Source organism: Patulibacter sp., from assembly GCF_030655195.1.
Lineage (GTDB): Bacteria > Actinomycetota > Thermoleophilia > Solirubrobacterales > Solirubrobacteraceae > Patulibacter.
Map to the genome: position 1 here is coordinate 51214 of NZ_JAURWA010000030.1, position 24653 is coordinate 75866.

Annotated in this window: 22 protein-coding genes; 16 read left to right on the forward strand and 6 right to left on the reverse strand. The window is 74.1% G+C overall.

The window, feature by feature from the left end:
• Positions 1–129: 129 nt before the first annotated feature.
• The 7 genes from Q7T67_RS03370 to Q7T67_RS03400 all read left to right on the forward strand — a co-directional run bounded on the left by Q7T67_RS03370 (position 130) and on the right by Q7T67_RS03400 (position 9950).
• Positions 130–1818 carry an ABC transporter substrate-binding protein gene (locus Q7T67_RS03370; RefSeq protein ID WP_304785989.1) on the forward strand — a complete coding sequence of 563 codons (1689 nt, stop codon included), beginning with the start codon at positions 130–132 and terminating at the stop codon, positions 1816–1818.
• Positions 1815–2822, forward strand: coding sequence for an ABC transporter permease (locus Q7T67_RS03375; RefSeq protein WP_304785991.1), 1008 nt, complete (start codon positions 1815–1817; stop codon positions 2820–2822). Before Q7T67_RS03370 ends, Q7T67_RS03375 begins: the two co-directional genes overlap by 4 nt.
• Entirely contained in the window at positions 2819–3706 is an 888-nt protein-coding gene (locus Q7T67_RS03380; protein ID WP_304785994.1) for an ABC transporter permease, read from the forward strand. Before Q7T67_RS03375 ends, Q7T67_RS03380 begins: the two co-directional genes overlap by 4 nt.
• Positions 3703–5430 (forward strand): ABC transporter ATP-binding protein, encoded by a 1728-nt coding sequence (locus Q7T67_RS03385; protein ID WP_304785996.1) that lies wholly within the window; start codon positions 3703–3705, stop codon positions 5428–5430. Before Q7T67_RS03380 ends, Q7T67_RS03385 begins: the two co-directional genes overlap by 4 nt.
• 63 nt (positions 5431–5493) lie before the next feature.
• Positions 5494–6906, forward strand: a complete 1413-nt coding sequence (locus tag Q7T67_RS03390; RefSeq protein WP_304785998.1) for an NtaA/DmoA family FMN-dependent monooxygenase — start codon at positions 5494–5496, stop codon at positions 6904–6906.
• Positions 6907–6981: 75 nt separating this feature from the next.
• On the forward strand, positions 6982–8388 hold the full coding sequence (locus Q7T67_RS03395) for an NtaA/DmoA family FMN-dependent monooxygenase (RefSeq protein WP_304786000.1): 1407 nt from the start codon (positions 6982–6984) through the stop codon (positions 8386–8388).
• Positions 8389–8498: 110 nt separating this feature from the next.
• Positions 8499–9950 (forward strand): LLM class flavin-dependent oxidoreductase, encoded by a 1452-nt coding sequence (locus tag Q7T67_RS03400; RefSeq protein ID WP_304786002.1) that lies wholly within the window; start codon positions 8499–8501, stop codon positions 9948–9950.
• A gap of 48 nt (positions 9951–9998) precedes the next feature.
• On the opposite strand, the gene Q7T67_RS03405 is transcribed toward Q7T67_RS03400, so the two are convergent.
• Both Q7T67_RS03405 and Q7T67_RS03410 read right to left on the reverse strand, forming a co-directional pair.
• Positions 9999–10532: a GNAT family N-acetyltransferase gene (locus tag Q7T67_RS03405; protein ID WP_304786004.1), complete on the reverse strand. Its 534-nt coding sequence runs from the start codon at positions 10530–10532 to the stop codon at positions 9999–10001.
• A gap of 170 nt (positions 10533–10702) precedes the next feature.
• On the reverse strand, positions 10703–11722 hold the full coding sequence (locus Q7T67_RS03410; RefSeq protein ID WP_304786006.1) for an MsnO8 family LLM class oxidoreductase: 1020 nt from the start codon (positions 11720–11722) through the stop codon (positions 10703–10705).
• Between the two features lie 284 nt (positions 11723–12006).
• Here Q7T67_RS03410 and Q7T67_RS03415 point away from each other — a divergent pair, with 284 nt between their 5' ends.
• Complete coding sequence (locus Q7T67_RS03415) at positions 12007–13038, forward strand: LLM class flavin-dependent oxidoreductase (protein ID WP_304786008.1); 1032 nt, start codon at positions 12007–12009, stop codon at positions 13036–13038.
• Entirely contained in the window at positions 13035–14351 is a 1317-nt protein-coding gene (locus Q7T67_RS03420) for an LLM class flavin-dependent oxidoreductase (protein WP_304786009.1), read from the forward strand. Before Q7T67_RS03415 ends, Q7T67_RS03420 begins: the two co-directional genes overlap by 4 nt.
• Before the next feature lie 24 nt (positions 14352–14375).
• On the opposite strand, the gene Q7T67_RS03425 is transcribed toward Q7T67_RS03420, so the two are convergent.
• Complete coding sequence (locus Q7T67_RS03425) at positions 14376–14918, reverse strand: cysteine hydrolase family protein (protein ID WP_304786010.1); 543 nt, start codon at positions 14916–14918, stop codon at positions 14376–14378.
• 187 nt (positions 14919–15105) lie between these two features.
• Here Q7T67_RS03425 and Q7T67_RS03430 point away from each other — a divergent pair, with 187 nt between their 5' ends.
• The 4 genes from Q7T67_RS03430 to Q7T67_RS03445 all read left to right on the forward strand — a co-directional run bounded on the left by Q7T67_RS03430 (position 15106) and on the right by Q7T67_RS03445 (position 18330).
• Positions 15106–15549 (forward strand): MarR family winged helix-turn-helix transcriptional regulator, encoded by a 444-nt coding sequence (locus tag Q7T67_RS03430; RefSeq protein WP_304786011.1) that lies wholly within the window; start codon positions 15106–15108, stop codon positions 15547–15549.
• A gap of 213 nt (positions 15550–15762) precedes the next feature.
• Positions 15763–17247 (forward strand): hypothetical protein, encoded by a 1485-nt coding sequence (locus Q7T67_RS03435; protein WP_304786012.1) that lies wholly within the window; start codon positions 15763–15765, stop codon positions 17245–17247.
• Between the two features lie 22 nt (positions 17248–17269).
• Positions 17270–17677, forward strand: a complete 408-nt coding sequence (locus Q7T67_RS03440) for a thioesterase family protein (protein ID WP_304786014.1) — start codon at positions 17270–17272, stop codon at positions 17675–17677.
• A gap of 230 nt (positions 17678–17907) precedes the next feature.
• A complete protein-coding gene (locus tag Q7T67_RS03445; RefSeq protein WP_304786016.1) occupies positions 17908–18330 on the forward strand; it encodes a hypothetical protein in 423 nt (140 codons plus the stop codon).
• Between the two features lie 12 nt (positions 18331–18342).
• Here Q7T67_RS03445 and Q7T67_RS03450 read toward each other — a convergent pair whose 3' ends face one another.
• Positions 18343–18975 carry a TetR/AcrR family transcriptional regulator gene (locus Q7T67_RS03450; RefSeq protein ID WP_304786019.1) on the reverse strand — a complete coding sequence of 211 codons (633 nt, stop codon included), beginning with the start codon at positions 18973–18975 and terminating at the stop codon, positions 18343–18345.
• Here Q7T67_RS03450 and Q7T67_RS03455 point away from each other — a divergent pair.
• Together Q7T67_RS03455 and Q7T67_RS03460 are read left to right on the forward strand one after the other, a co-directional pair.
• Complete coding sequence (locus Q7T67_RS03455; RefSeq protein WP_370695353.1) at positions 18952–20316, forward strand: epoxide hydrolase family protein; 1365 nt, start codon at positions 18952–18954, stop codon at positions 20314–20316. The genes Q7T67_RS03450 and Q7T67_RS03455 overlap by 24 nt on opposite strands.
• Before the next feature lie 97 nt (positions 20317–20413).
• Positions 20414–21175 (forward strand): SDR family NAD(P)-dependent oxidoreductase, encoded by a 762-nt coding sequence (locus Q7T67_RS03460; protein WP_304786023.1) that lies wholly within the window; start codon positions 20414–20416, stop codon positions 21173–21175.
• Here Q7T67_RS03460 and Q7T67_RS03465 read toward each other — a convergent pair.
• Positions 21129–22064, reverse strand: a complete 936-nt coding sequence (locus Q7T67_RS03465; protein WP_304786025.1) for a LysR family transcriptional regulator — start codon at positions 22062–22064, stop codon at positions 21129–21131. The two genes, Q7T67_RS03460 and Q7T67_RS03465, sit on opposite strands and share 47 nt — an antisense overlap.
• An 84-nt stretch (positions 22065–22148) precedes the next feature.
• On the opposite strand from Q7T67_RS03465, the gene Q7T67_RS03470 reads away from it, so the two are divergent.
• A complete protein-coding gene (locus tag Q7T67_RS03470; protein ID WP_304786027.1) occupies positions 22149–23411 on the forward strand; it encodes an MFS transporter in 1263 nt (420 codons plus the stop codon).
• Positions 23412–23485: 74 nt separating this feature from the next.
• Here the strand turns inward: Q7T67_RS03470 and glsA are convergent, their stop codons facing one another.
• A complete protein-coding gene (gene glsA / locus Q7T67_RS03475) occupies positions 23486–24490 on the reverse strand; it encodes a glutaminase A (RefSeq protein ID WP_304786029.1) in 1005 nt (334 codons plus the stop codon).
• Between the last annotated feature and the right edge of the window lie 163 nt (positions 24491–24653).

Below are 24653 nucleotides of genomic sequence, written 5' to 3' on the forward strand. Positions count from 1 at the left end.
AGGGTAAAGCACTAAATCGGATCGGGATTTGAGCAAAAGACTATCGGGCCGTCGCGATCCTCTATTGGACGGGCGGTTCCACGTGTCGTTCCATTCGCCGTCCGTTCCACCGAAGCAGCAGACGAACCGATGCCCTCACCACTCAGCCCGACCGCCTCAGCGCCGCTGACCGCCCGCCTCGCCGCGGCGGCCGCCGCCCTGATCACCGCCCTCGTGCTGACCGCCTGCGGCGGCTCCGGCTCGACGACCAACGCGTCGGCGACCGACGACGCGGCGGCGAAGCCCACCCGCGGCGGCACCATCGAGTACGCCCACCAGCAGGAGCCCCCGTGCATCTCGGGCGGCTGGGTCGAGCAGGCCTACATCTCGCGTCAGGTCTTCGACTCGCTCGTCTCCCAGGTCGGGAAGGGCAGGATCGTCCCCTGGATCGCGACGAAGTGGAAGGTCTCCAAGGACCAGCTGACCTGGACGTTCGACCTCAAGCCGGGCGTGAAGTTCTCCGACGGCGACGCCCTGGACGCCGAGGCGGTCAAGGCGAACTTCGACTACTGGCTGGACCCGAAGACGATCAACGGCACGGTCGCCGCCTACATCGGCGAGTACTACGACTCCAGCCGGGCCGTCGACGCGACGACCTTCCAGCTCAAGCTGAAGAAGCCGTACTCGCCGCTGCTCTCCGCGCTCTCGCAGGGCTACTTCGGCCTGCACTCGCCGTCGTCGCTGAAGCAGCCGGCCGACGTCCAGTGCGTCAAGCCCGTCGGCTCCGGCCCCTTCGTGATCGAGAAGTGGAACCGCGGCCAGAACGTCGAGTTCGTCCGCAACCCGACGTACAACTCCGCCCCGCAGAACGCCAAGAACCAGGGCCCGGCGTACGTCGACCGCCTGAACTGGAAGTTCGTCAAGGAGCCCGCCACGCGCTGGGGCTCGCTGACGACCGGGCAGAACCAGGTCATCTACGACATCCCGTCCGTGGACTGGCAGGAGGCGAAGGCCGAGTACCAGGTCGAGAAGTACACGACCCCCGGCCGGCCGCAGACGCTGTCCCTGAACGTCACCAAGGCGCCGTTCGACGACATCCGCGTGCGGAAGGCCCTGGCCTACGCGCTGGACCGCAAGGCGGCGGTGGAGAACGCGTTCGGCGAGGCCGCCGACTTCAACGGCAACCCCGCCCTGTCGAAGTCGACGCCGAACTACGACGCGTCGCTCGAGAACGCCTACACGTACGACCCGGACAAGGCGAACGCGCTGCTCGACCAGGCCGGCTGGAGCACGAAGAACGCCGACGGCATCCGGACGAAGGGCGGCAGGCCGCTGAAGGCCGTCATCGACTACGGCGCCGGCTCGATCATCAACGCCGACGGCGCGACGCTGCTGCAGACGCTGCAGGAGCAGGCCAAGCAGGTCGGCTTCGAGATCGAGCTCAAGCCGCTGACGCTGACGCAGCTCTTCGGCGGCCAGTTCTCCACGCCGACGAGCTACGACGCCCGGCCCGGCTACTGGACGAGCCCGACCGCCGGCGTCCTCTACATCGTCTGGCGCCAGAACCTGAAGGACCGTCCGAACGGCAACAACACGTCCTTCTACAACGATCCGGGCCTCGAGCGGACGATCGGCGAGGCGAACTCGACGCTCGACCCGCAGGAGCAGCAGGCGCTCTACTCCAAGGCGCAGAAGCGGATCTCCGACCAGGCCGCGGCGATCGGGCTCTACACCCGCACCTCGTCGCTGGCGATCGACCGGTCCAAGCTCCGCGACGTGTGGCTGGAGAGCTCGCAGGGCGAGCCCGTGTTCTCGGACGCCTGGCTCGTGAAGCCGTGAGCACCGCGGTCCTCGACGACCGGCCGGCCCCGCCGGACGCGCAGCTCCTGCGCGCCCGGCTGCGCCGGCCGGCGAGGGTCGCCGTCCGCATCCTCAGCGCGCTCGGCGTGCTGTGGGCGGCCGCGACCTTCACCTTCTTCGTGCAGTCCGTCCTGCCCGGCGACCGCGCCACGCTGATCATCAACCAGGACACCGGTCAGACGATCGAGCGCAGCGCCGCCGAGCTGGCCCCGATCAACGAGCGCTTCGGCTTCGACGACTCGCTGGTCACCCAGTACGGCCACTACCTGACCGGCTTGGTGCAGGGCGACCTGGGCACGTCCTACCGGCTCAAGCAGCCCGTCACGACGATCATCTCCGAGCAGATCGGGCCGACGCTGCTCCTGACGTTCTCGGCGCTGGCGCTCGCCTGGATCATCTCGATCGCCCTGACGGTCGCGACCGCTCGCCGCGGCCGGATCGCCTCGTCGGTCGCGTCGGGCTTCGAGGTCGTCACCGCCGCGCTCCCGCACTACTGGCTCGGCGTGATCCTGCTCGTGGTCTTCGCGATCGACCTGCAGTGGTTCCCCGTCGAGGGCGGCACCGGGTTCGTGGGGCTGGTCCTGCCGGCGCTGACCCTGGCGATCCCGCTGGCCGGGTTCCTCGGCCAGGTGACGCGCGAGCAGTTCGAGCGGACGCTCGACGAGCCGTTCGTGACCTCCGCCCGGGCGCGCGGCATGAGCGACCTGGGCGTGCGCGTCAAGCACGCCCTGCGCCACGCCGTCCTGCCCGCCATCACCCTGTCGGGCTGGGCGCTCGGCGCGCTCTTCTCCGGGGCGGTCGTGGTGGAGCTCGTCTTCGCCCGGGCCGGCCTCGGGCAGGTGCTGGTCGACGCGGCCAGCGCGCGGGACATCCCCCTCGTCTCCGGCGTCGTGATGCTCGTCGCGCTCGTCTACGTCATCGCCAACCTGATCGTCGACGCGCTCTACGTGGTCGTCGACCCGCGGCTGGGGAAGGCCGCATGAGCACCGCGACCCCCACCTTCTCCGGCGGCGCCCCGACCCCCGGCGCCGTCGCGAGCGCCGCGTGGTCCCGCGTCCGGACCTGGCGTCCCGGGCTCGTCCTGGCCGGCCTCGTGCTGCTGTTCTTCGTCGTCGCCGCGGCCGTCCCGTCGCTCCTGGCGTCGGGCTCCCCGACCGACATCGACCTGCGCGGCGCGCTGCGGGCCCCGTCCCTGGAGCACCTGCTGGGCACGGACCAGAACGGGCGCGACCTCTACACGCGCGTCGTCTACGGCGCCCGGGAGTCCCTGCTGATCGGCCTGGGCGCCACCGCGCTCTCGACGTCGATCGCCGTGGTCCTCGGCGTCAGCGCCGGGCTGGCCGGCGGCATCGCCGACGCGATCATCAACCGCTTCCTCGAGGTCCTCTTCTCGTTCCCCGTGCTGCTCCTGGCGCTGCTCTTCGTGACCGTCTTCGGCGCGAGCGCGACGACCCAGATCGTCGCCGTCGGGATCGGCACCGCGCCCGGCTACGCCCGCCTGATCCGCGGGCAGGTCATCGCGGTCCGCGACTCGGGCTACGTCGAGGCGGCCGGGGCGCTCGGGCACTCCTACGCCCGGATCGTCCGGCGCCACGTCCTGCCCAACGCGATGCGGCCGCTGGTCGTCGTCGTGACCCTCGGCGTCGGCCAGGCGATCGTGTGGGCCTCCGGCCTCGCATTCCTCGGGCTCGGCGTCGCCCCGCCGTCGCCGGAGTGGGGCGCCCTGCTCGACGCCGGCAAGAACTACGTGCAGAAGGCCTGGTGGCTCGAGGTGATGCCGGGGCTCGCGATCGTCGCGTTCGCGCTCTCCGTCACCACGCTCGGCCGCGCGCTGCAGGCACGCCTCGAAGGAGGGACGGAGCGATGAGCACCACCACCCGGCGGTCCGCACCCGTGTGGCCCACGGAGGCCCCCGCCGACCTCGACCGCACGCTGCTGCGGGTGGAGGACCTGCACGTCGGCTTCGGCGACGCGCGGGATCCGACGCCCGTCGTCAAGGGCGTGTCGTTCACCCTGGAGCGCGGGCGCTGCCTGGCGATCGTCGGCGAGTCCGGGTCCGGCAAGTCCGTCACGGCGCGCACGATCGTCGGGCTGACGGGCGGCCGCTCGCACGTCCGGGCGGGTCGCCTGGAGCTCGCCGGCCGCGACCTGCGTGGCCTCGGCGACCGCGGCTTCCGGGCGATCCGCGGCCAGGACGTCGGCTTCATCCTGCAGGACGCCCTGGTCTCGCTCGACCCGCTGCGGCCCGTCGGACGGGAGATCGCGGAGGCGCTGAGGCTGCACGGCTGGGGGACCCGCACGTCCCGCCACGAGAAGGTCGTCGAGCTGCTGACCCAGGTCGGCGTCCCCGACGCGGAGCTCGTGGCGTCGCAGCGGCCCGACGAGCTGTCGGGCGGGCTGCGCCAGCGCGCGCTGATCGCCTCGGCGCTCGCCCTGGACCCCGAGCTCGTCATCGCCGACGAGCCGACCACCGCGCTGGACGTCACCGTGCAGGCCCAGATCCTCGAGCTGCTCGAGGCCACGAAGGCGCGGGGCAGGACGCTGATCCTGATCAGCCACGACCTGGCCGTCGTCTCGCGCATGGCGGACGACATCGCCGTCATGCAGGGCGGGGAGATCGTCGAGCAGGGCGACGCCCGCGAGGTCCTCGCGAACCCCCGTCACGCCTACACGCGGGCGCTGCTGGACGCCGTCCCGTCGGAGCACTCCCGTGGCCAGCGGCTGTCGCCGGGGCGGGACGCGGCGGTCTCGGTGATCGGGTCGGCGCGCGCCGCCGCTCCCGACGCGACCGTCCCGGTCCTCGAGGCCACCGACCTGGTCAAGCGCTACCGCGGGCCCGACGGGATCGAGCGCACCGTCGTCGACGGCGTGTCGTTCCGGCTCGAACGTGGGAAGACGCTCGGGGTGGTCGGCGAGTCCGGCTCCGGCAAGACCACCACGGCGCGCATCGCGTTGGCCCTGACGCGGCCCGACGGCGGCGAGGTGCTGTTGGACGGGGAGCCCTGGAGCGGCCTCAAGGAGAAGGAGCGCCGCGCCCGTCGCCGGCAGGTCAGCGTGATCTACCAGGACCCGCTGTCGTCGTTCGACCCGCGCTGGTCGGTCGAGCGGATCCTGCGCGACACGCTGGCCCCGGAGGCCTTCGCCGACGACGCCGCCCGCGGGCGCCGCGTGGGCGAGCTGCTGGAGCTCGTCGGCCTGCAGGACGAGCACCGCCACCGTCGGCCGCTGCAGCTCTCGGGCGGCCAGCGGCAGCGGGTGGCGATCGCCCGGGCGCTGGGCCCGGACCCGGCCGTGATCGTCTGCGACGAGCCCGTCTCGGCGCTCGACGTGTCGATCCAGGCGCAGGTGCTCGACCTGCTGGAGGACCTGCAGCGCGAGCTCGGCGTGAGCTACCTGTTCATCTCGCACGACCTCGGCGTGATCCACCACATCAGCGACCACGTGCTCGTCCTGAGCAAGGGGAGGGTCGTCGAGCAGGGCCCCGCCGACGACGTCTTCCGGCGCCCGCAGGAGCCCTACACCCAGGCCCTGCTCGCGGCGGTCCCGCGGTTGCAGCGGCCCGGCTCCCGCACCGCGGCCGCCGCCGACTGAGCCCGCGGCGGCGCCCTCGCCCGGCGCCGCCGCACCCCGTCCCCCACCCCTCCCGGAGTCCCCATGACCACCGAGCAGCGCCCCCTCCACTTCGCCGCGTTCGTGATGAACACGGCCTCCCACATCACCCACGGCCTCTGGCGCGACCCCCGGGGGGAGCAGCTGCGGTTCAACGAGCTGGACCTCTGGGTCGACCTGGCGAAGACCCTGGAGGCCGGCGGGTTCGACGCGATCTTCTTCGCCGACGTCGTCGGCCTCTACGGCGACTACCGCGGCGGCTGGGACTTCCACGCCGAGCTGGGCCTGCAGATCCCGAGCAACGACCCGCTCGTGATCCTCTCCGCGCTGGCGTCGCACACGAAGCACCTGGGCCTGGCGTTCACCGCCGGGCCGATCCAGCAGCCGCCGTTCAACTTCGCCCGTCAGGTCGCGACGCTGGACCACGCGTCGAACGGGCGGATCGCCTGGAACGTCGTCTCCAACCTGCTGGGCTGGAGGAACTTCGGCCACGAGGAGCGCTACGGCCACGACGACCGCTACGCCCTGCTCGACGAGTACCTCGACGTCCTCTACAAGCTGTGGGAGGGCTCGTGGGATGACGGAGCGCTCCTGCAGGACCGCACGTCCGGGCGCCACGCGGACCCGTCGAGGATCCACAAGATCCACCACGAGTCGAAGCACTACCGCGTCGAGGGCCCCGCCCTGGTGGCGCCCTCGCCGCAGCGCACGCCGCTGATCTTCCAGGCCGGCTCCTCCCCCGTCGGGCGCGACTTCGCCGCCCGCCACGCCGAGGCGCAGTTCATCGCCTCGCCCGACCCCGACAACGCGCGGACGCTGATCGACGACACCCGCCGGCTGGCGGAGCAGCACGGCCGTCACCGGGACGACCTGAAGTTCTTCCAGGGCCTCTCGTTCGTCGTCGGGTCGAACGAGGCGGAGGCCCGCGAGCGGGAGCAGGAGCTCGAGGAGCGGGTCGACATCGACGGCCAGATCGCCCACTTCGGCGGCAGCGTCGGCATCGACCTGGGCGGCTACGACCCCGACACCCCGATCGACCAGGTCCACACGGAGGGCGGCCAGTCCGGCCTGACGTGGCTGCGCGAGAGCACCGGCGGTCGCACCCCGACGCTCGAGGACATCGTCCGACTGCGGGCCCGCGGCGGCCGCGTCGTCGGTACCCCGGAGCAGATCGCCGACCGCCTGGCGGCGTGGCGCGACGCCGGGGTCGACGGGATCAACGTCGTCAACGCCACGATCCCGGGCTCCTACGTCGAGTTCATCGACCACGTCCTCCCGGTGCTGCGCGAGCGGGGCCTGGCGGCGGCGACCCCCGACCCGGACGCGCCGGCGCAGACCCTCCGCGCGCGGCTCTTCGGCGGCGACCTCTTGAGCGACCGGCACCCGGCGGCGATCTACCGCGGGGCGTTCTCGTCCGCCTCCGACGCGCCGGCGCCCGCGCCGATCGCGGCCGACTGACCGACCGCCGGACCGGACGGGCGCCCCGCCCGACCGCGTCCGGCGCCCTTCCGACCCGCCTCCGAGGACCACCCGATGCCCCAGCCCCGCCCCCTCACCTTCGCCGCGTTCGTGATGAACACGGCCTCGCACATCACCCACGGCCTCTGGCGCCAGCCGCACGGCGAGCAGCTCCGCCACAGCGAGCTCGACCTCTGGGTCGACCTGGCGAAGACCCTCGACCGCGGCGGCTTCGAGGCGATCTTCTTCGCCGACGTCGTCGGCCTCTACGGCGACTTCCGCGGGGGCTGGGACCACCACGTGGAGCTCGGGCTGCAGATCCCGAGCAACGACCCGCTGGTGATCCTCTCCGCGCTGGCGTCGCACACCGAGCACCTGGGTCTCGCGTTCACGTCCGCCCCGATCCAGCAGCCGCCGTTCAACTTCGCGCGTCAGGTCGCGACGCTGGACCACGCCTCGGGCGGCCGCATCGCCTGGAACGTCGTCACCAACGCGCTCGAGAACGGCGCCCGCAACTTCGGCCTCGACGGCCTGACCGAGCACGACGAGCGCTACCGCTGGGCCGACGAGTACCTCGACGTCCTGTACAAGCTCTGGGAGGGCTCGTGGGACGAGGGCGCCCTGCTGCAGGACCGCGCGTCCGGGCGGCACGCGGACCCGTCGAGGATCCACAAGATCCACCACGAGAGCGAGCGCTACCGCGTCGAGGGCCCGTTCCTGGTGGCGCCGTCCCCGCAGCGCACGCCGCTGATCTTCCAGGCCGGCAGCTCGCCCGTCGGTCGGGCGTTCGCGGCGCGGCACGCCGAGGCCCAGTTCATCCAGAGCCCCGATCCCGACGGCGCCCGGCGGCTGATCGACGACACCCGGCGGCTCGCGCAGGAGCACGGGCGCCACCCCGACGACCTGCGGTTCTTCCAGGGCCTGTCGTTCGTCGTCGGCTCGACGGAGGAGGAGGCCCGCCGGCGTGCGGAGGAGCTCGACGGCCAGATCGACGTGGCCGGCCAGATCGCGCACCTCGGTGGAGGCGTCGGCGCGGACCTCGGCGACCTGTCCCACGACGCGCCGATCGACGAGATCGAGACGGAGGGCGTGCGGTCGATCCTCCAGTGGATCGCCGAGGGCGTCCCGCACCGCCGCCCGACCGTCGGTGACATCGCCGTCTTCAACGCACAGCGCAGCCGCGTCGTGGGCACCCCGGAGCAGATCGCCGACCGCCTCGCCGCCTGGCGCGACGCCGGCGTCGACGGCGTGAACGTCATCAACGCGACGATCCCGGGCTCCTACGTCGAGTTCGTCGACCACGTCCTGCCGACGCTGCGCACCCGGGGCCTCGCGGCCCCGGCGCCCGAGCCCGGCAGCCCCGCGAAGACCCTGCGCGGCCGCCTCTTCGGCACCGACCGCCTCAGCGACCGCCACCCGGCCGCGCGCTACCGCGGCGCGTTCACCCCGCAGTCCGCGCCGACCTCGATCGCGGCGGACTGACCGCCGTCCCGAGCACCCCGGCACCGCGGCCGCGAGCCGTGGCGTCCCGAGCACACCGGTACCGCAGAAGCGTCCCGTCCCACCCCACCGACACCGAAGCCGAGCCCCACGTGACCGACCGCCAGACCGACCCGCCCCGCCGCCTGCGCCTGAACGCGTTCACGATGAACGTCGTCTCGCACATCGTGCAGGGGCAGTGGACCCGCCCCGACACGCGGCAGCGCGACTACACGAGCCTGCAGCCGTGGGTCGAGCTCGCCGGGCTGCTCGAGCGCGGTCGCTTCGACGCCGTCTTCTTCGCGGACGTCGTCGGCGCCTACGACGTCTTCGAGGGCTCGCGCGACGCGGCGGTGCGCAACGCCGTCCAGTTCCCGGTGAACGACCCCAGCGCACTGATCCCCGCGATGGCGCTGGTCACCGAGCACCTGGGTCTGGCGTTCACGCTCTCGATCCTGCAGGAGCACCCGTTCAGCTTCGCCCGGCGGGCGACGACGCTCGACCACCTGACGGACGGCCGCGTCGGCTGGAACGTCGTCACGTCGTACCTGGAGAACGCCGCGCGCAACCTCGGCTACGGCGGGCTGCCGCTGCACGACACGCGCTACGACCGCGGCGACGAGTACCTCGACGTCCTCTACAAGCTGTGGGAGGGCTCGTGGGAGGACGACGCCGTGGTCGACGACCGCGAGCGCGGCATGTACGCCGATCCCGCGAAGGTCCACGAGATCGGGCACCGCGGCCGGTACTACGACGTCGTCGGCCCGCACCTGTCCGAGCCCTCGCGCCAGCGCACCCCGGTGCTGTTCCAGGCCGGCTCGTCCGAGCGGGGCCGCGAGTTCGCCGCCCGCCACGCCGAGGCGACGTTCATCGCCGCACGCAACGTCCGTGGCGCGCGGGCCAACGTCGACGACCTGCACGAACGGCTGTTGCGCAACGGTCGCCGCCCCGAGGACCTGCTCGTCTTCCAGGGCCTCACGGTCATCACCGCCGCGACCGAGGAGGAGGCGCTGCGCAAGGAGCGCGAGGTGCAGGAGCAGCTGAGCGACGAGGGGACCTTCGCGGTGGTCTCGGGCTGGCTGGGCGCAGACCTCGGCGCGGTCGACCCGGACGCCCCGGTCGGCGACCTCCGGACGAACGCCCAGGAGGGCATCATCAAGGCCCTGGTGGAGTCCGCACCGGACCACACCTGGCGGTTCAAGGACCTCGTCAAGTCGATCGCCAACCAGCGGATCGTCGGCACCGCCGAGCGGGTCGCCGACGAGCTGCAGGAGTGGCACGAGGACGGCGGCATCGACGGCGTGAACCTGACCTACACGACGACACCGGGCTCGTTCCGCGACTTCATCGACGGCGTCGTCCCGGTCCTGCAGGAGCGCGGGATCGTGCAGCGCGAATACCGTGAGGGCACGTTCCGGGAGAAGCTCTTCGACGGCCGCGTCGGCCCGCGACTGCCGGACCGCCACCCGGCGGCGCAGTACCGGCGGGGCGTGGGCGCGACGGTGCCCGTCAGGCGTGGGCCGCAGGCAGACCGCGAAGTGCAGGCGGCCGGGGCGGCCGACTGACGGCCGGGGGCGAGGTGGAGTGCCGCAGGCCACGGGCCGCCCGCCGGGTCACCCCGGCGTCGTGATCGCCCAGACCTGCTTGTCGTGGTGCCTGCCGCCGTTGAGCCAGGCCCGGCGCAGGACGCCCTCCAGCGTCATGCCCAGGCGCTCGGCGACGGCCGAGCTGCGGTCGTTGTCCGCACGGCAGCGCCACTCGACGCGGACGAGCCCGCGGTCCTGCAGCGCCCAGTCGACGAGCACGCGGCAGGCGGCCGTGACCAGCCCGCGGCCCTCGGCCGCCGGCTCGAGCCAGCAGCCGATCTCGCACGAGCCGCCCCCCGCGTCGAAGGTCACGAACATGACGCCCCCGACGAGCAGGCCGTCCGCCCAGATCCCGTAGAGCCGCGCCCCGTCCTGCGCGGTGGCCGCGGCGTAGCGGACCAGCGTCGCGCGGGCCCCGTCGACGGTGCTGGTGACGAAGCTCGGGCCGACCCACGGCCGGATGTGCTCGCGGGCCCGGTCGAGGTGCGCGGCGAACTCCTCCGCGTGCCACGCCTCGAGCGGTCGCAGTTCGGCGTTCTCGGTCAGCGGTCGGGCGAACAACGGTGGGCTCCTGGGACGAGGACGGGACCGGGCGGATCGTACGCCCGCCCGACCGCGCGTCGGCCGGCTGCTCGTCCGTTCGCCCACCCGGCAGCGGGTCCGTCTGTGAGCCGGCCCGCCTGTGAGCCGGCCCGCCTGTGAGCCGACCCTTCGGTCAGCCGACCCGCCGCTCAGGCCGCCGCGAGCGCGAAGGCCTCGGACAGCCGGCGGAACGAGGCGCGGCGCTCCTCGGGGTCCGGGGTGTTCGTGATCGCGATGACCTCGTCGGCGCCGGAGGCCTCGACCGCGGCCTCGATGCCCGCGCGCACCGCGTCGACGCCGCCGACGACGTCGGCCCGGGTGTCCACGAACTCGGCCTCGGCCGCGCGCTCCTCGTCGGTCCAGCGGTGCGCGAGCGCGTCCTCGACGGAGACCATCGGCGAGCGGTCGCCCAGGCGCGCCCGGACCATCGACAGGTGCGACGGGGCGGCCAGCGCGCGGGCGTGCTCGTCGTCCTCGCCGACGGTGATCTTCAGGGCGAGGATGGCGTGCGGCCGGTCGCCGGGCCTCGCGGGGACGAAGTCGCGGCGGTAGGCCTGCACCGCCTCGGCGGCGCCCTGCGTGTTGGTGTGCGCCGCGAAACCGTAGCCGAGGCCGCGCCGGGCGGCGGTGGCCGCCGAGCCGGCGGACGAGCCGAGGAGGAACACGGGCGGCAGCGGCACGTCCGTCGGGGCGGCGCGCGCGGTCGCGAGCGGGTGGCCCTCCGGCCACGGCTGCACCTCGCCGAACGCGAGCAGCTCGTCCAGCTGGTCCTCGTAGCCGGCGCCGTGGGCGTTGTCCGTGGGCCGGCCGAACGCGCGGACGATCGCCTCGTCGATCGCGCCCTCGGACCGGCCGATGCCCAGGTCGATGCGCCCGGGGGCCAGGGCCTCGAGCGAGCGGAACTGCTCGACGACGTGGATCGGCCGGTGGTTGGGGAGGAGCATCGCCCCGGAGCCGATGCGGACGCGCTCGGTGACGTGGGCGAGGACGCCGATCAGGACCTCGGGGGCCGAGATCGCGACGCTGCCGATCGCGTGGTGCTCGGCGACCCAGAAGCGGTGGTAGCCCAGCTCGTCGGCCGCACGGGCCAGCGTCAGGGCGTCCTGGAACGCGTGGCCGGGGGCACCGCCGGTACGGGTCGGGGCCTGGTCGAGGATCGAGAGGAGCATGGCTGGTTCGGTCTTCCGGTCGGTCGTCGCGAGGGATCCCCGCCCACCCGCATCCGGGACGCGACGCGGTGCGCATCACCCGGTGGGGACGGAAACCGGATCGACATTCCCTACGGTCACGGTAGACCAGCCGGACGTGCTCCCCGTCCTCAACGGGGATCCCGTCCGCCGCCGTGCCGGCCGCGCCGATCCGGACACCGGGCCACCCACCGGGCGGCCCGCCGGCCCGCCCGCCGCGCCCTTCGCCACCGCCCCGCTCAGACCCCCTCGCCCCGATCGCCGCCATGCCGACCCGCCCGCTCCTCCTCGCCGCGTCGCTCGCCGACCGCCGCGCGACCCCCGACCACGCCGCCCTGACGGCCCGCGCGCTCGTCGCGGAGCGCGCCGGGCTCGACCTCGTCGTCCTCGAGGCCGAACCGCTCGACCCGCTGCTCGTCGCCGCCCGGCTGGCGGCGCAGACCGCGAGCATCGGCATCGTGCCGGTCACGTCGGCGACGACCACGGAGCCGTTCCACGTGTCGACCGCGCTGGCGACCGTCGACGTCGTCGCCCGGGGTCGGGCCGGCTGGGTGCTCGAGGTCGACGCGGCGGACGACGTGCGCGGCACCGTCACGTGGGAGGTCCCGGGCGACGTTCCCGGTGACGCGGCCGAGCACCTCGAGGCGGTCCGCGCGCTGTGGGACTCCTGGGAGGAGGGCGCCGTGATCCGCGACACCGCGACCGACCGGTTCCTCGACCGCGACAAGGTCCACCACGTCGACTTCGAGGGCCGGCACCTCGCGGTGCGCGGCCCGTCGATCACCCCGCGCCCGCCGCAGGGCCATCCGCCGGTGCTCGTCCGCGTGACCGACGAGGCGACCTTCGAGCTGGCCCGGGCCCACGGCGATGCGCTGTTGACGACGGACCCCCACCTCGCCCGGGGCGGCGGCGAGGCGACCGACCGCCGCGACGGGGAGGCCGCCACCGGGCGCGACCCGGATGACGCCGCCGCCCCCGCCGGCGGCCCGGGCACCTTCGCCGGTCCCGTCCGTCTCCTCGAGGTCGACGTCGACCCGGCGGACCTCGACGGCCTCGCCGCCCGGCTGGCCGACGAGCACGCGGCCGGCGTGCAGGGCGTGGTCCTGCGTGCGGACGACCTGGAGGGGACGCTCGCGGTGCTGCTGCCCGCGCTCGCCGCCGCGGGCGTCCGGCCGCTCGCGGAGCCGGGACCCGCTCCGGACCCCACGGGGGAGCACCCGCCCGTCGCCGCCCCGCCGTCCCTGCGCGACCGGCTCGGCCTACCCGCCGCCACCAACCGCTTCGAGGTCCCCGCATGAGCACGCCGCGCAAGCAGGTCCGGCTGGCCGCGCACTTCCCCGGCGTCAACAACACGACCGTCTGGGGCGACCCCGCCGCCGGCAGCCACATGGATCTGGCCTCGTTCGCGCACCTCGCCCGGACGGCGGAGCGGGCGATGTTCGACCTGTTCTTCCTCGCCGAGGGCCTCAGCCTGCGCGAGCACGCCGGGCACCTGCACGACCTCGACGTCGTCGGACGTCCCGACGCGATGACGATCCTGGCCGCGCTGTCCGCGGTGACGGAGCACATCGGCCTGGCGGCGACGCTGACCACGACCTACCACGAGCCCCTCGAGGTCGCCCGGCAGCTGGCGACCCTCGACCACCTCTCGGACGGCCGCGCGGCGTGGAACCTCGTCACGTCGACCGACGCGGTCTCCGGCGCGAACTTCCGCCGTGGCGCGTACCTCCCGTACGACGGCCGGTACGACCGGGCGCAGGAGCTGCTGGCCCTGGCCGACCGGCTCTGGGCGCAGGGGCCGGGACCGTTCGACACGACGGGCAGGCAGGTGACGCTGCGCGGCGAGTGGGACCTCGACACCCCGCCGCAGGGCCGCCCGGTGATCCTGCAGGCCGGCGACTCCGACGCCGGCCGCGAGTTCGCCGCCGCGCAGGCCGACGCCGTCTTCACCCGCGCCGGCACGATCCCCGAGGGCCAGGCGTTCGTCACCGACGTGAAGGGGCGACTGGCGAGGTACGGGCGGCGGCCCGAGGACCTGCTGATCCTCCCGGGCGCGACGTACGTCCTGGGCGACACGGACGAGGACGCCCGCGAGCAGGCCGCCCACGTCCGCCGTCAGCAGGTCTCGGGGCCGACGGCGATCGTCTTCGCCGAGCAGCTCTGGAACCGCGACCTCTCCGCCTACGACCCCGACGGCCCGCTGCCCGACGTCGACCCGGTCGAGGGCGAGATCACGATCGCGCCGGGCAGCATCCCCGCCCGGGCGTTCTCCGGCAAGCGGCACGAGACCGTGGAGCAGCTCCGCGCGCTCGCGGCGAAGGACGGCCTGAGCCTGCGCGACGTCATGGTCGAGACCCGTGCACGGCACTCGTTCGTCGGATCGCCGCAGACCGTGGCGGACGAGATCGACGCGCAGGTGCAGGCGGACGCGTGCGACGGCTTCATCCTCGTCCCGCACCTGACCCCGGGCGGCCTGGACGAGTTCGCCGACCGGGTCGTCCCGCTGCTGCAGGAGCGCGGCTCGCTGCGCACGGAGCGCGAGCCCGGGACGCTGCGCGAGCGCCTGGGCCTGCCGCGGTGGACGCCGGAGCAGGGGGCGGCGGGGGCCTGACGTCGCGGCCCGCGGTCCCGCGGGTCAGCCCGCGAGCACCTGGTCCGCCGGCGCGACGTCGCCGTAGGCGCTGCCCAGCGCGGCGAGGAACGCCGTCTGGACGTCGGCGGCGGGGACCTTGCGGCCGTCGTGCTCGAGGTCAGGGCACGCGCAGGCGTCGGCGACGACCGTCACGCGGTAGCCCAGGTCGGAGGCCGTCCGCGCCGTGGCGTCGACGCACATGCTGGTCATCATCCCCGCGATCACGAGGTCGCGCACCCCGTCGTGACGGAGGCGGGCGTCCAGGTCGGTGTCGAGGAACGCGTTCGGCGAGCCCTTCACGACGACCTCCTCGCCCTCGGTGGGCGCGACGGAGGGGTGGAACTCGGCACCAGGGGTGTCCTTGACGAGGAAGCCGGAGCCCGGCTCGCCGGCGTGGCGGACGTGGACCACCGGCTCGTCGGCGTCACGGAACGCGGCCAGCAGGCGCGCAGCGGCCTCGGCGGCGGGCTCGGGCCCCACGAGCGGGAACGCCCCGCCGGGGAAGTAGTCCTGCTGGATGTCGATCAGGAGCAGCGCGCGGGTCATGGGGACAGCCTAGGGGCCGCCGGGGCCTGGCCCCGGTCGGGCGGGCACGCCCGGCGACCGGGGTAATGGATTCACTGTATTCCGGATAGGTAATCGCGAAAGCGCGCGTACATCGCTAGCGTTCGTGTCGTCGGTCGGCGCGGGCCCGACCCGCGGACCACCGCCGGCGCCCCGGCACTCCCGTCGCATGTCCCGACCAGAACCCACCACCGACGATCCCCTGACCCCGCTCGAGCTCGAGCGCTGGACCGCGTGGAAGCACGCCAGCGACGCCGTCCTCGAGCGGGTCCGTCGCGAGGTGCGCACCGCCACCGGCCTGTCGAACGCCGACTTCGGCGTGCTGACGATCGTCGCGGACGCCGAGGGCCCGGTCCGCCAGCAGCGCCTGTGCGACGAGACGGGCTGGACCCAGAGCCGCGCGTCCAACCACCTCAGCCGCATGGAGCGCCGCGAGCTCGTCGAGCGGGAGGTCGTCCCCGGCGGCGTCCTGATCCACCTGACCGAGGAGGGCCGCACGCTGCTGGGCCGGGCCCGGCCGGTCCACGCCGCCGCGGTCCGCCGGCACCTGCTGGACGAGCTCGACGACGACGCGCACGCGGCCATCGCCCGGCTCGCGGGTGCCCTGGGCTGACCCGGGACCTCGGCCCGCCGGGGTCGCGGGCGAGCGCCGGCGCGCCATGCACGGCCGCTCCCGCGGGGCCGCCCGGCGGTGCGGATCCCGTACCGTACGGGGCTCGTCCGCAACATCGGGCCCCTTCGCGGGTTCCCATGTACAGACCTCGCCGCGTCCGCCGCGCGCCCGCCCCGGGCACGCCGCCGCGGGACGCCCCCGGAGACCCTCTCGATGACCCCTCGCCTCCTGCGCACGGCCCTCCTCGCCCTCGTGGCCCTGGCCCTCGCGTTCGCCGCCCCGACCGCCGCGTCGGCGGCCAACGACCTCGAGGTCGGGATCGCCGACGAGAACGTGCTGACCGGCCGGACGCCGGGCGGCATCGACGCGACCGTCGCCAAGTGGAAGGCCTCGGGCGTCGACGACGTCCGGATCTTCGCCCAGTGGGACAAGTTCGCCCCGGACGCGGCGAAGACGAAGGCGCCCGCCGGCTTCGACCCGAAGAACCCCGCGTCCTACGACCTGACGGTCCTGGACCAGAAGATCGACGCCGTCGTCAAGCACGGGCTGAACGTGACGCTCGTCGTCACCGGTCCCGGGCCGGTCTGGGGCTCGCTCGAGGCCGCGCGCCGCAACGGCGCCTGGCGGCCGGACCCGGCGCAGTTCGCGGACTTCAGCACGGCGATCGCCTCGCACGTCGGCGCACGCGTGGACCGCTACATCGTCTGGAACGAGCCGAACGTCAAGACGTGGCTGCAGCCGCAGTACGTCTGCACCGGCAAGAAGATCGGCGCCGCCTCGTGCGAGTCGACCGCCCCGCACCTCTACCGCGACCTGGCGCGTGCCGGCTACGCGGCCATCCACGCGGCCGACAAGACCGCCCGCGTCGCGGTCGGCGGCACCTCCTCCTTCGGCGACCGGTTCGCGATCCGGGTCAACGCCACGACGCAGCCGCTGAACTTCCTGCGCACGATGTCCTGCGTCACCTCGAAGTACAAGCGGATCCGCACCGGTGCCTGCAAGGACTTCAAGCCCGTCCAGAGCGAGGCGCTGGCGTACCACCCGCACTCCACGACGCTCACGCCCGGCCAGGCCGACAAGTACTCCGGCAACGCCCGCATGGCCGACCTGCCGCGTCTGATCAAGGTCATCGATCGCCTCACGTCCAGCAAGCGGATGAAGGTCGCCGGCGCGTCGAAGCTGCCGCTGTGGCTCGACGAGTACGGCTACCAGACCAACCCGCCGGACAAGGAGCAGAAGTTCAGCCCGAGCCAGGCCGCCACCTACCTGCAGTGGGGCTGGTCGCTGGCCGCCCGCAACCCGCGCGTCGAGACGCTCACCCAGTACGAGTGGTTCGACGAGCCGCTCGGCGAGGGCGACAAGGCGTTCAACCGCTGGCAGTCCGGGCTCTACACCTTCGACGGCAAGGCCAAGCCGCTCGCCGCGGTGTTCTCCAACCCGATCTTCGGCTGGCGCACCGGCAAGGCCGCGTACGTCTGGGGCCAGGTCCGCCCGGGCGACACGGCCACGAGCGTCCGGCTGCAGCGCGCGAGCGGCTCGTCGTTCCGCGACTACAAGACGGTGAAGACCGACGTCAACGGCGTCTTCCAGCTCAAGGTTCCCCAGTCGTCGAAGGCCCGCTACCGCTACGTCTACGTCGACCCGGTCACCCAGTCCGAGGTCACGAGCGCCGCGACCTCGCTGCGGAAGACGAAGTAGGGGCGGGGCGGGCCGCGGCGCGATGGGGTTCGTCCACGAGCTGCGGGTCCGCTACGTCGAGTGCGACATGCAGGGCCACGTCTTCAACGCGCACTACGTGACGTGGATGGACATCGCCCACACCGAGCTGTGGCGCGCCGCCGTCGGGCCCTACGCGGAATTCGCGGACCGGGGCCTCGAGATCCTGGTCGCCGAGGTCGGGGCGCGGTTCCGTGCCGGGGCGCGGTTCGACGACGACGTCGCGATCGAGGTCGTCCTCGAGCCGCTGACCACGAGCTCGATGACCTCGCGGCACACCATGCGTCGGGGCGACACGGTCCTCGCGGAGACCTGGGTCCGCCACGTCTGCGTCGACGGTGCGACCCACGCGAAGCAGCCCTGGCCCGACGACGTCCGTGACGCCTTGGCGGACCACGTCGTCCTGGGCTGACCGTCGCCTCCCCGCACCGGCCGCCACGCACGGGGCGGGGCGACCGCCGGCCGGGCCCGCGTACGGGCTCAACGTTCGTTGGCCCGCGGCGTCCGCCGTTCGGCCACCGCCGTTGCGGGGCGTCGGGGGTGCTCCTACCGTCGTGCTCCCATGTGCACCCGACCCCTCTTCCGGCAGGGTGCCCCACGGCGCCCGGCCGGACTCCCCGGCGACTCCGGGCGAGGCGGGCGATGAGCTACGCGGCGCCGGCGATCCGGTGGGCGGGCGTTCGCCCCGATGCGGTGGAGGGACGGCCGGCGATCGGGGTCCCGGCGGAGCTGTCGGCCCTCGGCGCCCGGGCGCTGGAGCTGCTCGAGGCGCGCCTGACGTGGCGGTGCGGGGCGGCGTCCGTGCGCATCGCACCGGGCGACCCCGCGGCGATCACGTTCGTCGGCGCCACCCCCGACGGCGTCACGGCCGCCTTCCGGCGTGCCGCCGACGCCGCGGTCGCCTCGGTCACCGCCGACGCGGCGGCGGGCTGGACGGCGGCGGACGAGCGGGAGCGCCACCGCCCGTTCTCGTGGGACGAGGGCGGGTCGAACGTGGAGACGTCGCCGCAGGCGCCCGCGGTGGTCGTGCGCCTGCCGGGCGCCGCCGAGCGCCACGTGGCCTGAGGTCGCGGCGCGCTAGCCGGCGTGCTCGGGCTGCGGCTCGGTCCGCTCGCCCACGGCGTCCGGCAGCGGCTCGGAGCGCTCGCCGAACATGCCGTCGATGTAGATCGCCAGCACGCGTCGCCACGCGCCGTCGGGGCTGCGGGGGAGGGCCGAGAGGACCTGGATCGCGCGGATCACGTCCTCGTGGTCGACGTCGGCCGGGAGGCCGGCGTCGTGGGCGCGTCGGACGACGGCCTCGCCGGCCTCCATGACCGGGCGGAAGGTGTCGCGGTGCGCCAGCACGTAGTCGCGGACGACGTCGGCGAGCGGGTCGATCGCCTCGAGCTCGCCGAAGGTCCACATCGCCTGGACGAGGGCGGCGCGCGCGTCCGCGGACTCCAGCGCCTCGTTCCAGATGCCGACCCACCGCTCCGCCCGCCGACCCGCGAGGTCGTCGAGCAGCTCGTTCTTCGACGCGAACGTCCGGTAGACGCTCGACATGCCCAGGCCGGCCTCGGCCGCGACCTCGGCCATCGTCACGGCCGGCCCGCGGCCGCCCATCAGGCGCTCGGCGGCGGCCACGATCTGCTCACGGCGGCGGGCGAGGGCCGCGAGCTGGTCCGCGTCGAGGCTCTCCACGGGTTGCTTGGACCAAGGGCGAGGCACTGCAACAGGGTACGAAGCAGCCCCTCCGACGGTTGCGGCGCACACGACGTCCGTCCACGGTCCGGGGACCGGTCCGTCCTCCGCCCGCCGTGGGCCGTCCCCGGTGCCGGCGCCCCGCGAGGGACCTGCGGCCCGCGAGGGACCTGCGGCCCGTCCACCGCCGTCGCGTGCGTCGCTAGCGTCCCCCGGGTGTCCCCCGCCCTGCTCCGTCCCTTCACCGTCGCCGTCCCCGACGCGGACCTCGAGGACCTGCGCCGCCGTCTGCGGGACACCCGCTGGCCCGAGCGCGAGACGGTCGAGGACTGGTCCCAGGGCGTGCCGCTCGCGTACCTGCAGGAGGTCTGCGCGACCTGGGCCGACGCCTACGACTGGCGGGCCGTCGAGGCGCGGCTGAACGCCCACGAGCAGCACCTGGCCACCGTCGACGGGCTCGACCTCCACGTCGTCCACGTCCCGTCCCCCGAGCCCGGCGCACGACCGCTCGTCCTGACCCACGGCTGGCCGGGATCGGTCCTCGAGTTCCTCGACGTCGTGGGACCGCTGTCGGACCCCGTCGCGCACGGCGGCGACGCGGCCGACGCGTTCCACGTGGTGCTCCCGTCCCTCCCCGGCTACGGGTTCTCCGGCAGGCCGACGGGCGCGGGGTGGGGCCTGGAGCGGATCGCCTCCGCGTGGGTCGCGATCGTGGAGGCGCTGGGGTACGACCGGTTCCTCGCGCAGGGCGGGGACTGGGGTTCGGGGGTCACCCACCGGCTGGCGACCGCGCACGCCGACCGCGTGGAGGGCATCCACCTGAACCTGCCGGCGTGCAGCCCGAAGGCCCTGCTGGCCCTCGGCGAGCCGACGGAGGAGGAGCGCGGGCAGCTGGCCAAGCTCGAGCACTACGCCACCCAGGAGAACGGCTACGCCCAGGAGCAGTCGACCAAGCCGCAGACCGTCGGCTACGCCCTGGCCGACTCGCCCGTCGGCCAGTGCGCCTGGATCCTCGAGAAGTTCCGCACCTGGACCGACTGCGACGGCCACCCCGAGAACGCGGTGTCCCGCGACGCGCTGCTCGACGCCATCAGCCTCTACTGGCTGACGAACACGGGCGCGTCGTCCGCCCGGCTCTACTGGGAGAGCTTCGGCCGCCGTGGCCCGAAGCCCGAGCCGGTCGAGATCCCCGTCGGCTACACGCTGTTCCCGGAGGACATCTTCGCCGTGTCCGAGCGCTGGGCCCGCACCCGCTACCGCGACCTGCGCCACTACTCCCGCGTGGAGCGCGGCGGGCACTTCGCGGCGATGGAGCAGCCCGCGGTCTTCGTGGACGAGGTCCGGGCGGCGTTCGCCACGATGCGCTGAGGGCACGGCGCCGGCGCCGGAGGGGCTCGCGACACCCGCCGCCGGGTGCGGCGACCGCGGTGGCACCACGGTCGCCCGGCGACATAGGCTGGGCGGCGTGAGCATCACCGACCTCTTTGCACTCGACGGCAAGGTCGCCGTCGTCACCGGCGCGTCCTCGGGCCTCGGCGTGGCGTGCGCCATCGGGCTGGCGGAGGCCGGCGCCGACGTCGTCATCGCCGCCCGCCGCGCCGAGGCGCTGCAGGAGACCGCCAGGCTGGTCGAGGCGACCGGCCGCCGCGCGCTCGCGGTGCCGACCGACGTCACCGACCCCGAGGCCTGCAAGGCGCTGATCGCCGCGGCGATCGAGGAGTTCGGGCGGGTCGACGTGCTGGTCAACAACGCGGGCATCGGGACGGCCGTGCCGGCGCTGAAGGAGACGCCGGACCAGTTCCGCAGCGTCATCGACCTGAACCTCAACGGGTGCTACTGGATGGCCCAGGAGTTCGCCCGCGCCGCCACCGGGGGCGGCAGCGTCGTCAACATCTCGAGCGTCCTGGGCCTCACGACCGCCGGCCTGCCGCAGGCCGCCTACGCGGCGAGCAAGGCGGGCCTGCTGGGGCTGACGCGCGACCTGGCCCAGCAGTGGTCGGGCCGCAAGGACATCCGGGTCAACGCGATCTGCCCCGGGTTCTTCCCGTCCGAGATGACCGAGCAGTACCAGGACGGCTACCTCGAGCAGGCGATCGGCCGGACGCTGATCGGTCGCGGCGGACGGCCGGAGGAGCTGGCGGCCACCGTCGTCTTCCTCGCGGGCGCGGGGTCGGGCTACATCACGGGCGCGACCGTCGTGGTCGACGGCGGGATGACGATCTCGTAGCCCCGGGCCGGGTGACCCGCGCCGCCGTCGCGGCGAACGCGCGGGCGGCGGCTCCCGGCGGTCGTCCCGCGGGCAGGACGAGCGACACGACGAAGCCCGGCGCGTGCCGGCCGATCGGGACGGTGACGATCGCCGGGTCGGCGACGAAGAGCGGCGGCACCACGGCCAGGGCCAGCCCGTGGCGGACGAAGTCGACCGCCGTGCCGAGGTCGTTGATCTCGTGCGCGACCGTCCGGGTGACGCCGGCCGCCGCGAACGCCCGGTCGTTCGCGATCCGGACGCCCCAGGTCGACGGCAGCTCGACGAAGGGCTCGTCCCCCAGCTCGTCGAGCTCGACGGCGGACCGTCCTGCGAGGCGGTGGTCCCGGTGGCACGCCAGCACCATCGTGTCGCGCGCCAGGACGGTGGTCGTGAGCCCCGGGAGCTCGACGTCGGGGAGGCCGACGAACGCGAGGTCCAGCTCCCCGGACCGCACAGCCTCGGCCTGCAGCTCGCTCCCGCCCTGGCGCAGGTCGAACGTCACGCCGGGGTGCTCCTCCCGGAAGGCGGCCAGGACGGCCGCGGCCGAGACGCCGCGGGGCATGGCCCCGGCCTGCACGATCCCCAGGCGCAACGTCCCCCGCAGCCCGCCACGGACCTCGCCGACGGCGTCGCCCACCCGGGCGGCGGCGGCCAGCGCGGCGCGCGCCTCCGGCAGCAGCGCCCGGCCCTCGGCGCTCAGCGCGACCCGGTGCGTCGTGCGGTGGAAGAGCACGACGCCCCACTCCCGCTCGAGGTTGCGGACCGTCGCCGAGACCGCGGACTGCGCGACCCGCAGCCGGTCGGCCGCGCGGGAGAACCCCTCCTCCTCGGCGACCGCGACGAAGACCGTGAGATGCCGGAGGTCCACGATCCCGATCGTAATCGCATCTGGATATGACCGAGAGCGCGTACCGGCGTTGCGTGCGATGGCCGAGAGGCGCATCCTCGATGCATGTCCACGCCCCTCGACCCCGCGGCAGGTCATCGTCATCGCCGCCGCCACGGCCTCGGCTTCTGGTCCGTCGCCTTCGCGTTCCTCGTCGTCATGGCGTTCTCGACCGTGCCGAGCCCGCTCTACGGCATCTACCAGGAGCGCGACGGCTTCTCGTCGTTCGTCATCACGCTGATCTACGCCGGCTACGCGGTCGGCGTCGTCGGCAGCCTGCTGCTCGCCGGGCACCTCTCGGACTGGCACGGCCGCCGGCGGGTCCTGCTGCCGGCGCTCGGCTTCTCGGTCCTCAGCGCGATCGTGTTCCTGGTCTGGCGGGACCTGCCGGGTCTGTTCCTCGCCCGCATCCTGAACGGCGTGTCCGTCGGCGTGGTCGCGGCGACGGCGACCGCGTACCTCGCCGAGCTGCACGCGGTGAGCCGCCCCGACGCCGGCCCGCGGCGCTCGCAGCTCGTGGCCACGGCGGTCAACCTCGGCGGCCTCGGGGTCGGACCCCTGGTCTCGGGTGCGCTGGCGCAGTGGTCGGGCAGCCCGCTCGGCCTGCCCTACGTGCTCTTCGTCGTCGTCCTCGTCGTGGCGATCGGCGTCGTCGCCCTGGCGCCGGAGACCCGGGAGCGCCCCGACCCGATGCCCGACTACCGCCCCCAGCGGGTGTCGGTGCCGCCCGAGTCGCGCGGGGCGTTCGCGGCCGCGGCGACCGGCGCGTTCCTGGCGTTCGGCGTGCTCGGCCTCTTCACCGGCCTGGTCTCCGTCTTCCTCGTCGGCACGCTCGGCCACACGTCCCACGCGCTCGCCGGCCTGACCCTGTTCCTCATGTTCGGCGGCGGCGTCGTCTCGCAGGTCGGGACGATGAGCTGGTCGGCCCACCGGGTGCTCGCGGCCGGCACGGCGCTCATGCTCGCCGGGCTCGCGCTCACCGTCCTGGCGGTCTGGCTGCCGACGCCGAGCCTGGCGGTCTTCCTGCTCGGCGGCGCGATCAGCGGTGCCGGTGCGGGCGCGGTCTTCAAGGGGACGGTCGCCACCGTCGTCGACCTGGCGCCGCCGGAGACCCGCGCCGAGGCGCTGGCCGGCCTGTTCCTCGCCGGCTACCTGGGCCTGTCGGTCCCCGCGGTCGGTGCCGGGATCGCCCTGCAGGAGCTGAGCGCCCGGACCACGCTGACCGGCTTCGCGGTCCTCGTCGGCGGCGCGATCGTGCTGTCCACCCCGCGGCTGCTGCGGCGGCCGGCGGGGGAGCCGGGGGGCCGACCCGCCCGGGCCGCGGCGTAGGGACGGCCGGCGGTCGCGACGGTCTGCGGCCCGTCGCCCCGGTCTTCTGGGCGTCCGGCGAGGCGGCGGGCGGCCTAGCCCGTCGCCTCCTCGACCGTCAGGCGGTCCTCGTCCTCGGTGGCGAAGAGGTGCAGCCCCAGCTTCTTCGAGATCTCCTCGCAGATCGCCACGCCGCGGGCGCTGTTGCCGTAGGCGTCGAGGCCGGGGGACCAGACGCCGATGCCCATCTTCCCGGGGACGACGACGAGGATCCCGCCGCTGACGCCGCTCTTCGCGGGCAGGCCCACGTCGTAGGCCCACTCCCCGGTGCTGTCGTACATGCCGCACGTGTACATGACGCTCAGCAGGTCGCGGACGCGGTCCTTCGGGACCGCCCGGTCGCCGGTCGTGGGGTGCACGCAGCCGTTGGCGAGGGTCGCGGCCATCGTCGACAGGGTCGAGCAGGTGACGTGCACCGAGCACTGGTGCAGGTAGAGCTCGAGCAGCTCCTCGACGTCGCCCTCGATCATCCCCTCGGCGCGCATCAGGTACGCCGTGGCGCGGTTGTGGTCGGCGCCGCGCAGCTCGGCCGCGGCGGTCTCGTCGTCCGCGTGCAGCCCGTCGTCGCCCGCGCAGGCGCGCATGACGCCGAGGATGGCGTCCAGCCGCTCCTGGAACGTGTCGCCCCGGGCGAGGCTGGTGGTCGCCAGCGCGCCCGCGTTGACCATCGGGTTGAACGGCCGGTGGTGGCGCTCGTCGAACGTGATCGAGTTGAACGCGTCGCCGCTGGGCTCGACCCCCACGGTCTCCGCCAGCTCCTCCGAGTCGTGGCTCGCGAGCGCGAGCGCGTACGAGAACACCTTGCTCATCGACTGCAGCGCGAAGGGCACGTCGTGGTCGCCGACCGCGAACGTCTCCCCGTCGACGGTCGTGATCGCGATCGCCAGGCGGTCGAGCTCGTCGCCCGCCTCCTCGGGCGGGTACATCCCGCGGTGCTCGTCGTAGAGCTTCTCGACCCCCTCGTGCCCCGCCCGGGCGTGGCGCTCGAGCAGGTCCCCGAGGCGGTCCTGGAGCTGGGCGCGGATCGCGGCGGAGGGCACGCGGCGAGCATCGCACGCAGCGGCGAGGCTGCCCGGCGGTCGGCCGCGCCGTGCGTGCGGGCGGGCCCCGCGCCGGGGGACGACCCGCCTGGTCGATCCCCGGTGCGGCGAGCCGACGGGACCGGAGGACGGCTGTCGGGTTCTCCACCCAGGACCGAGCCCG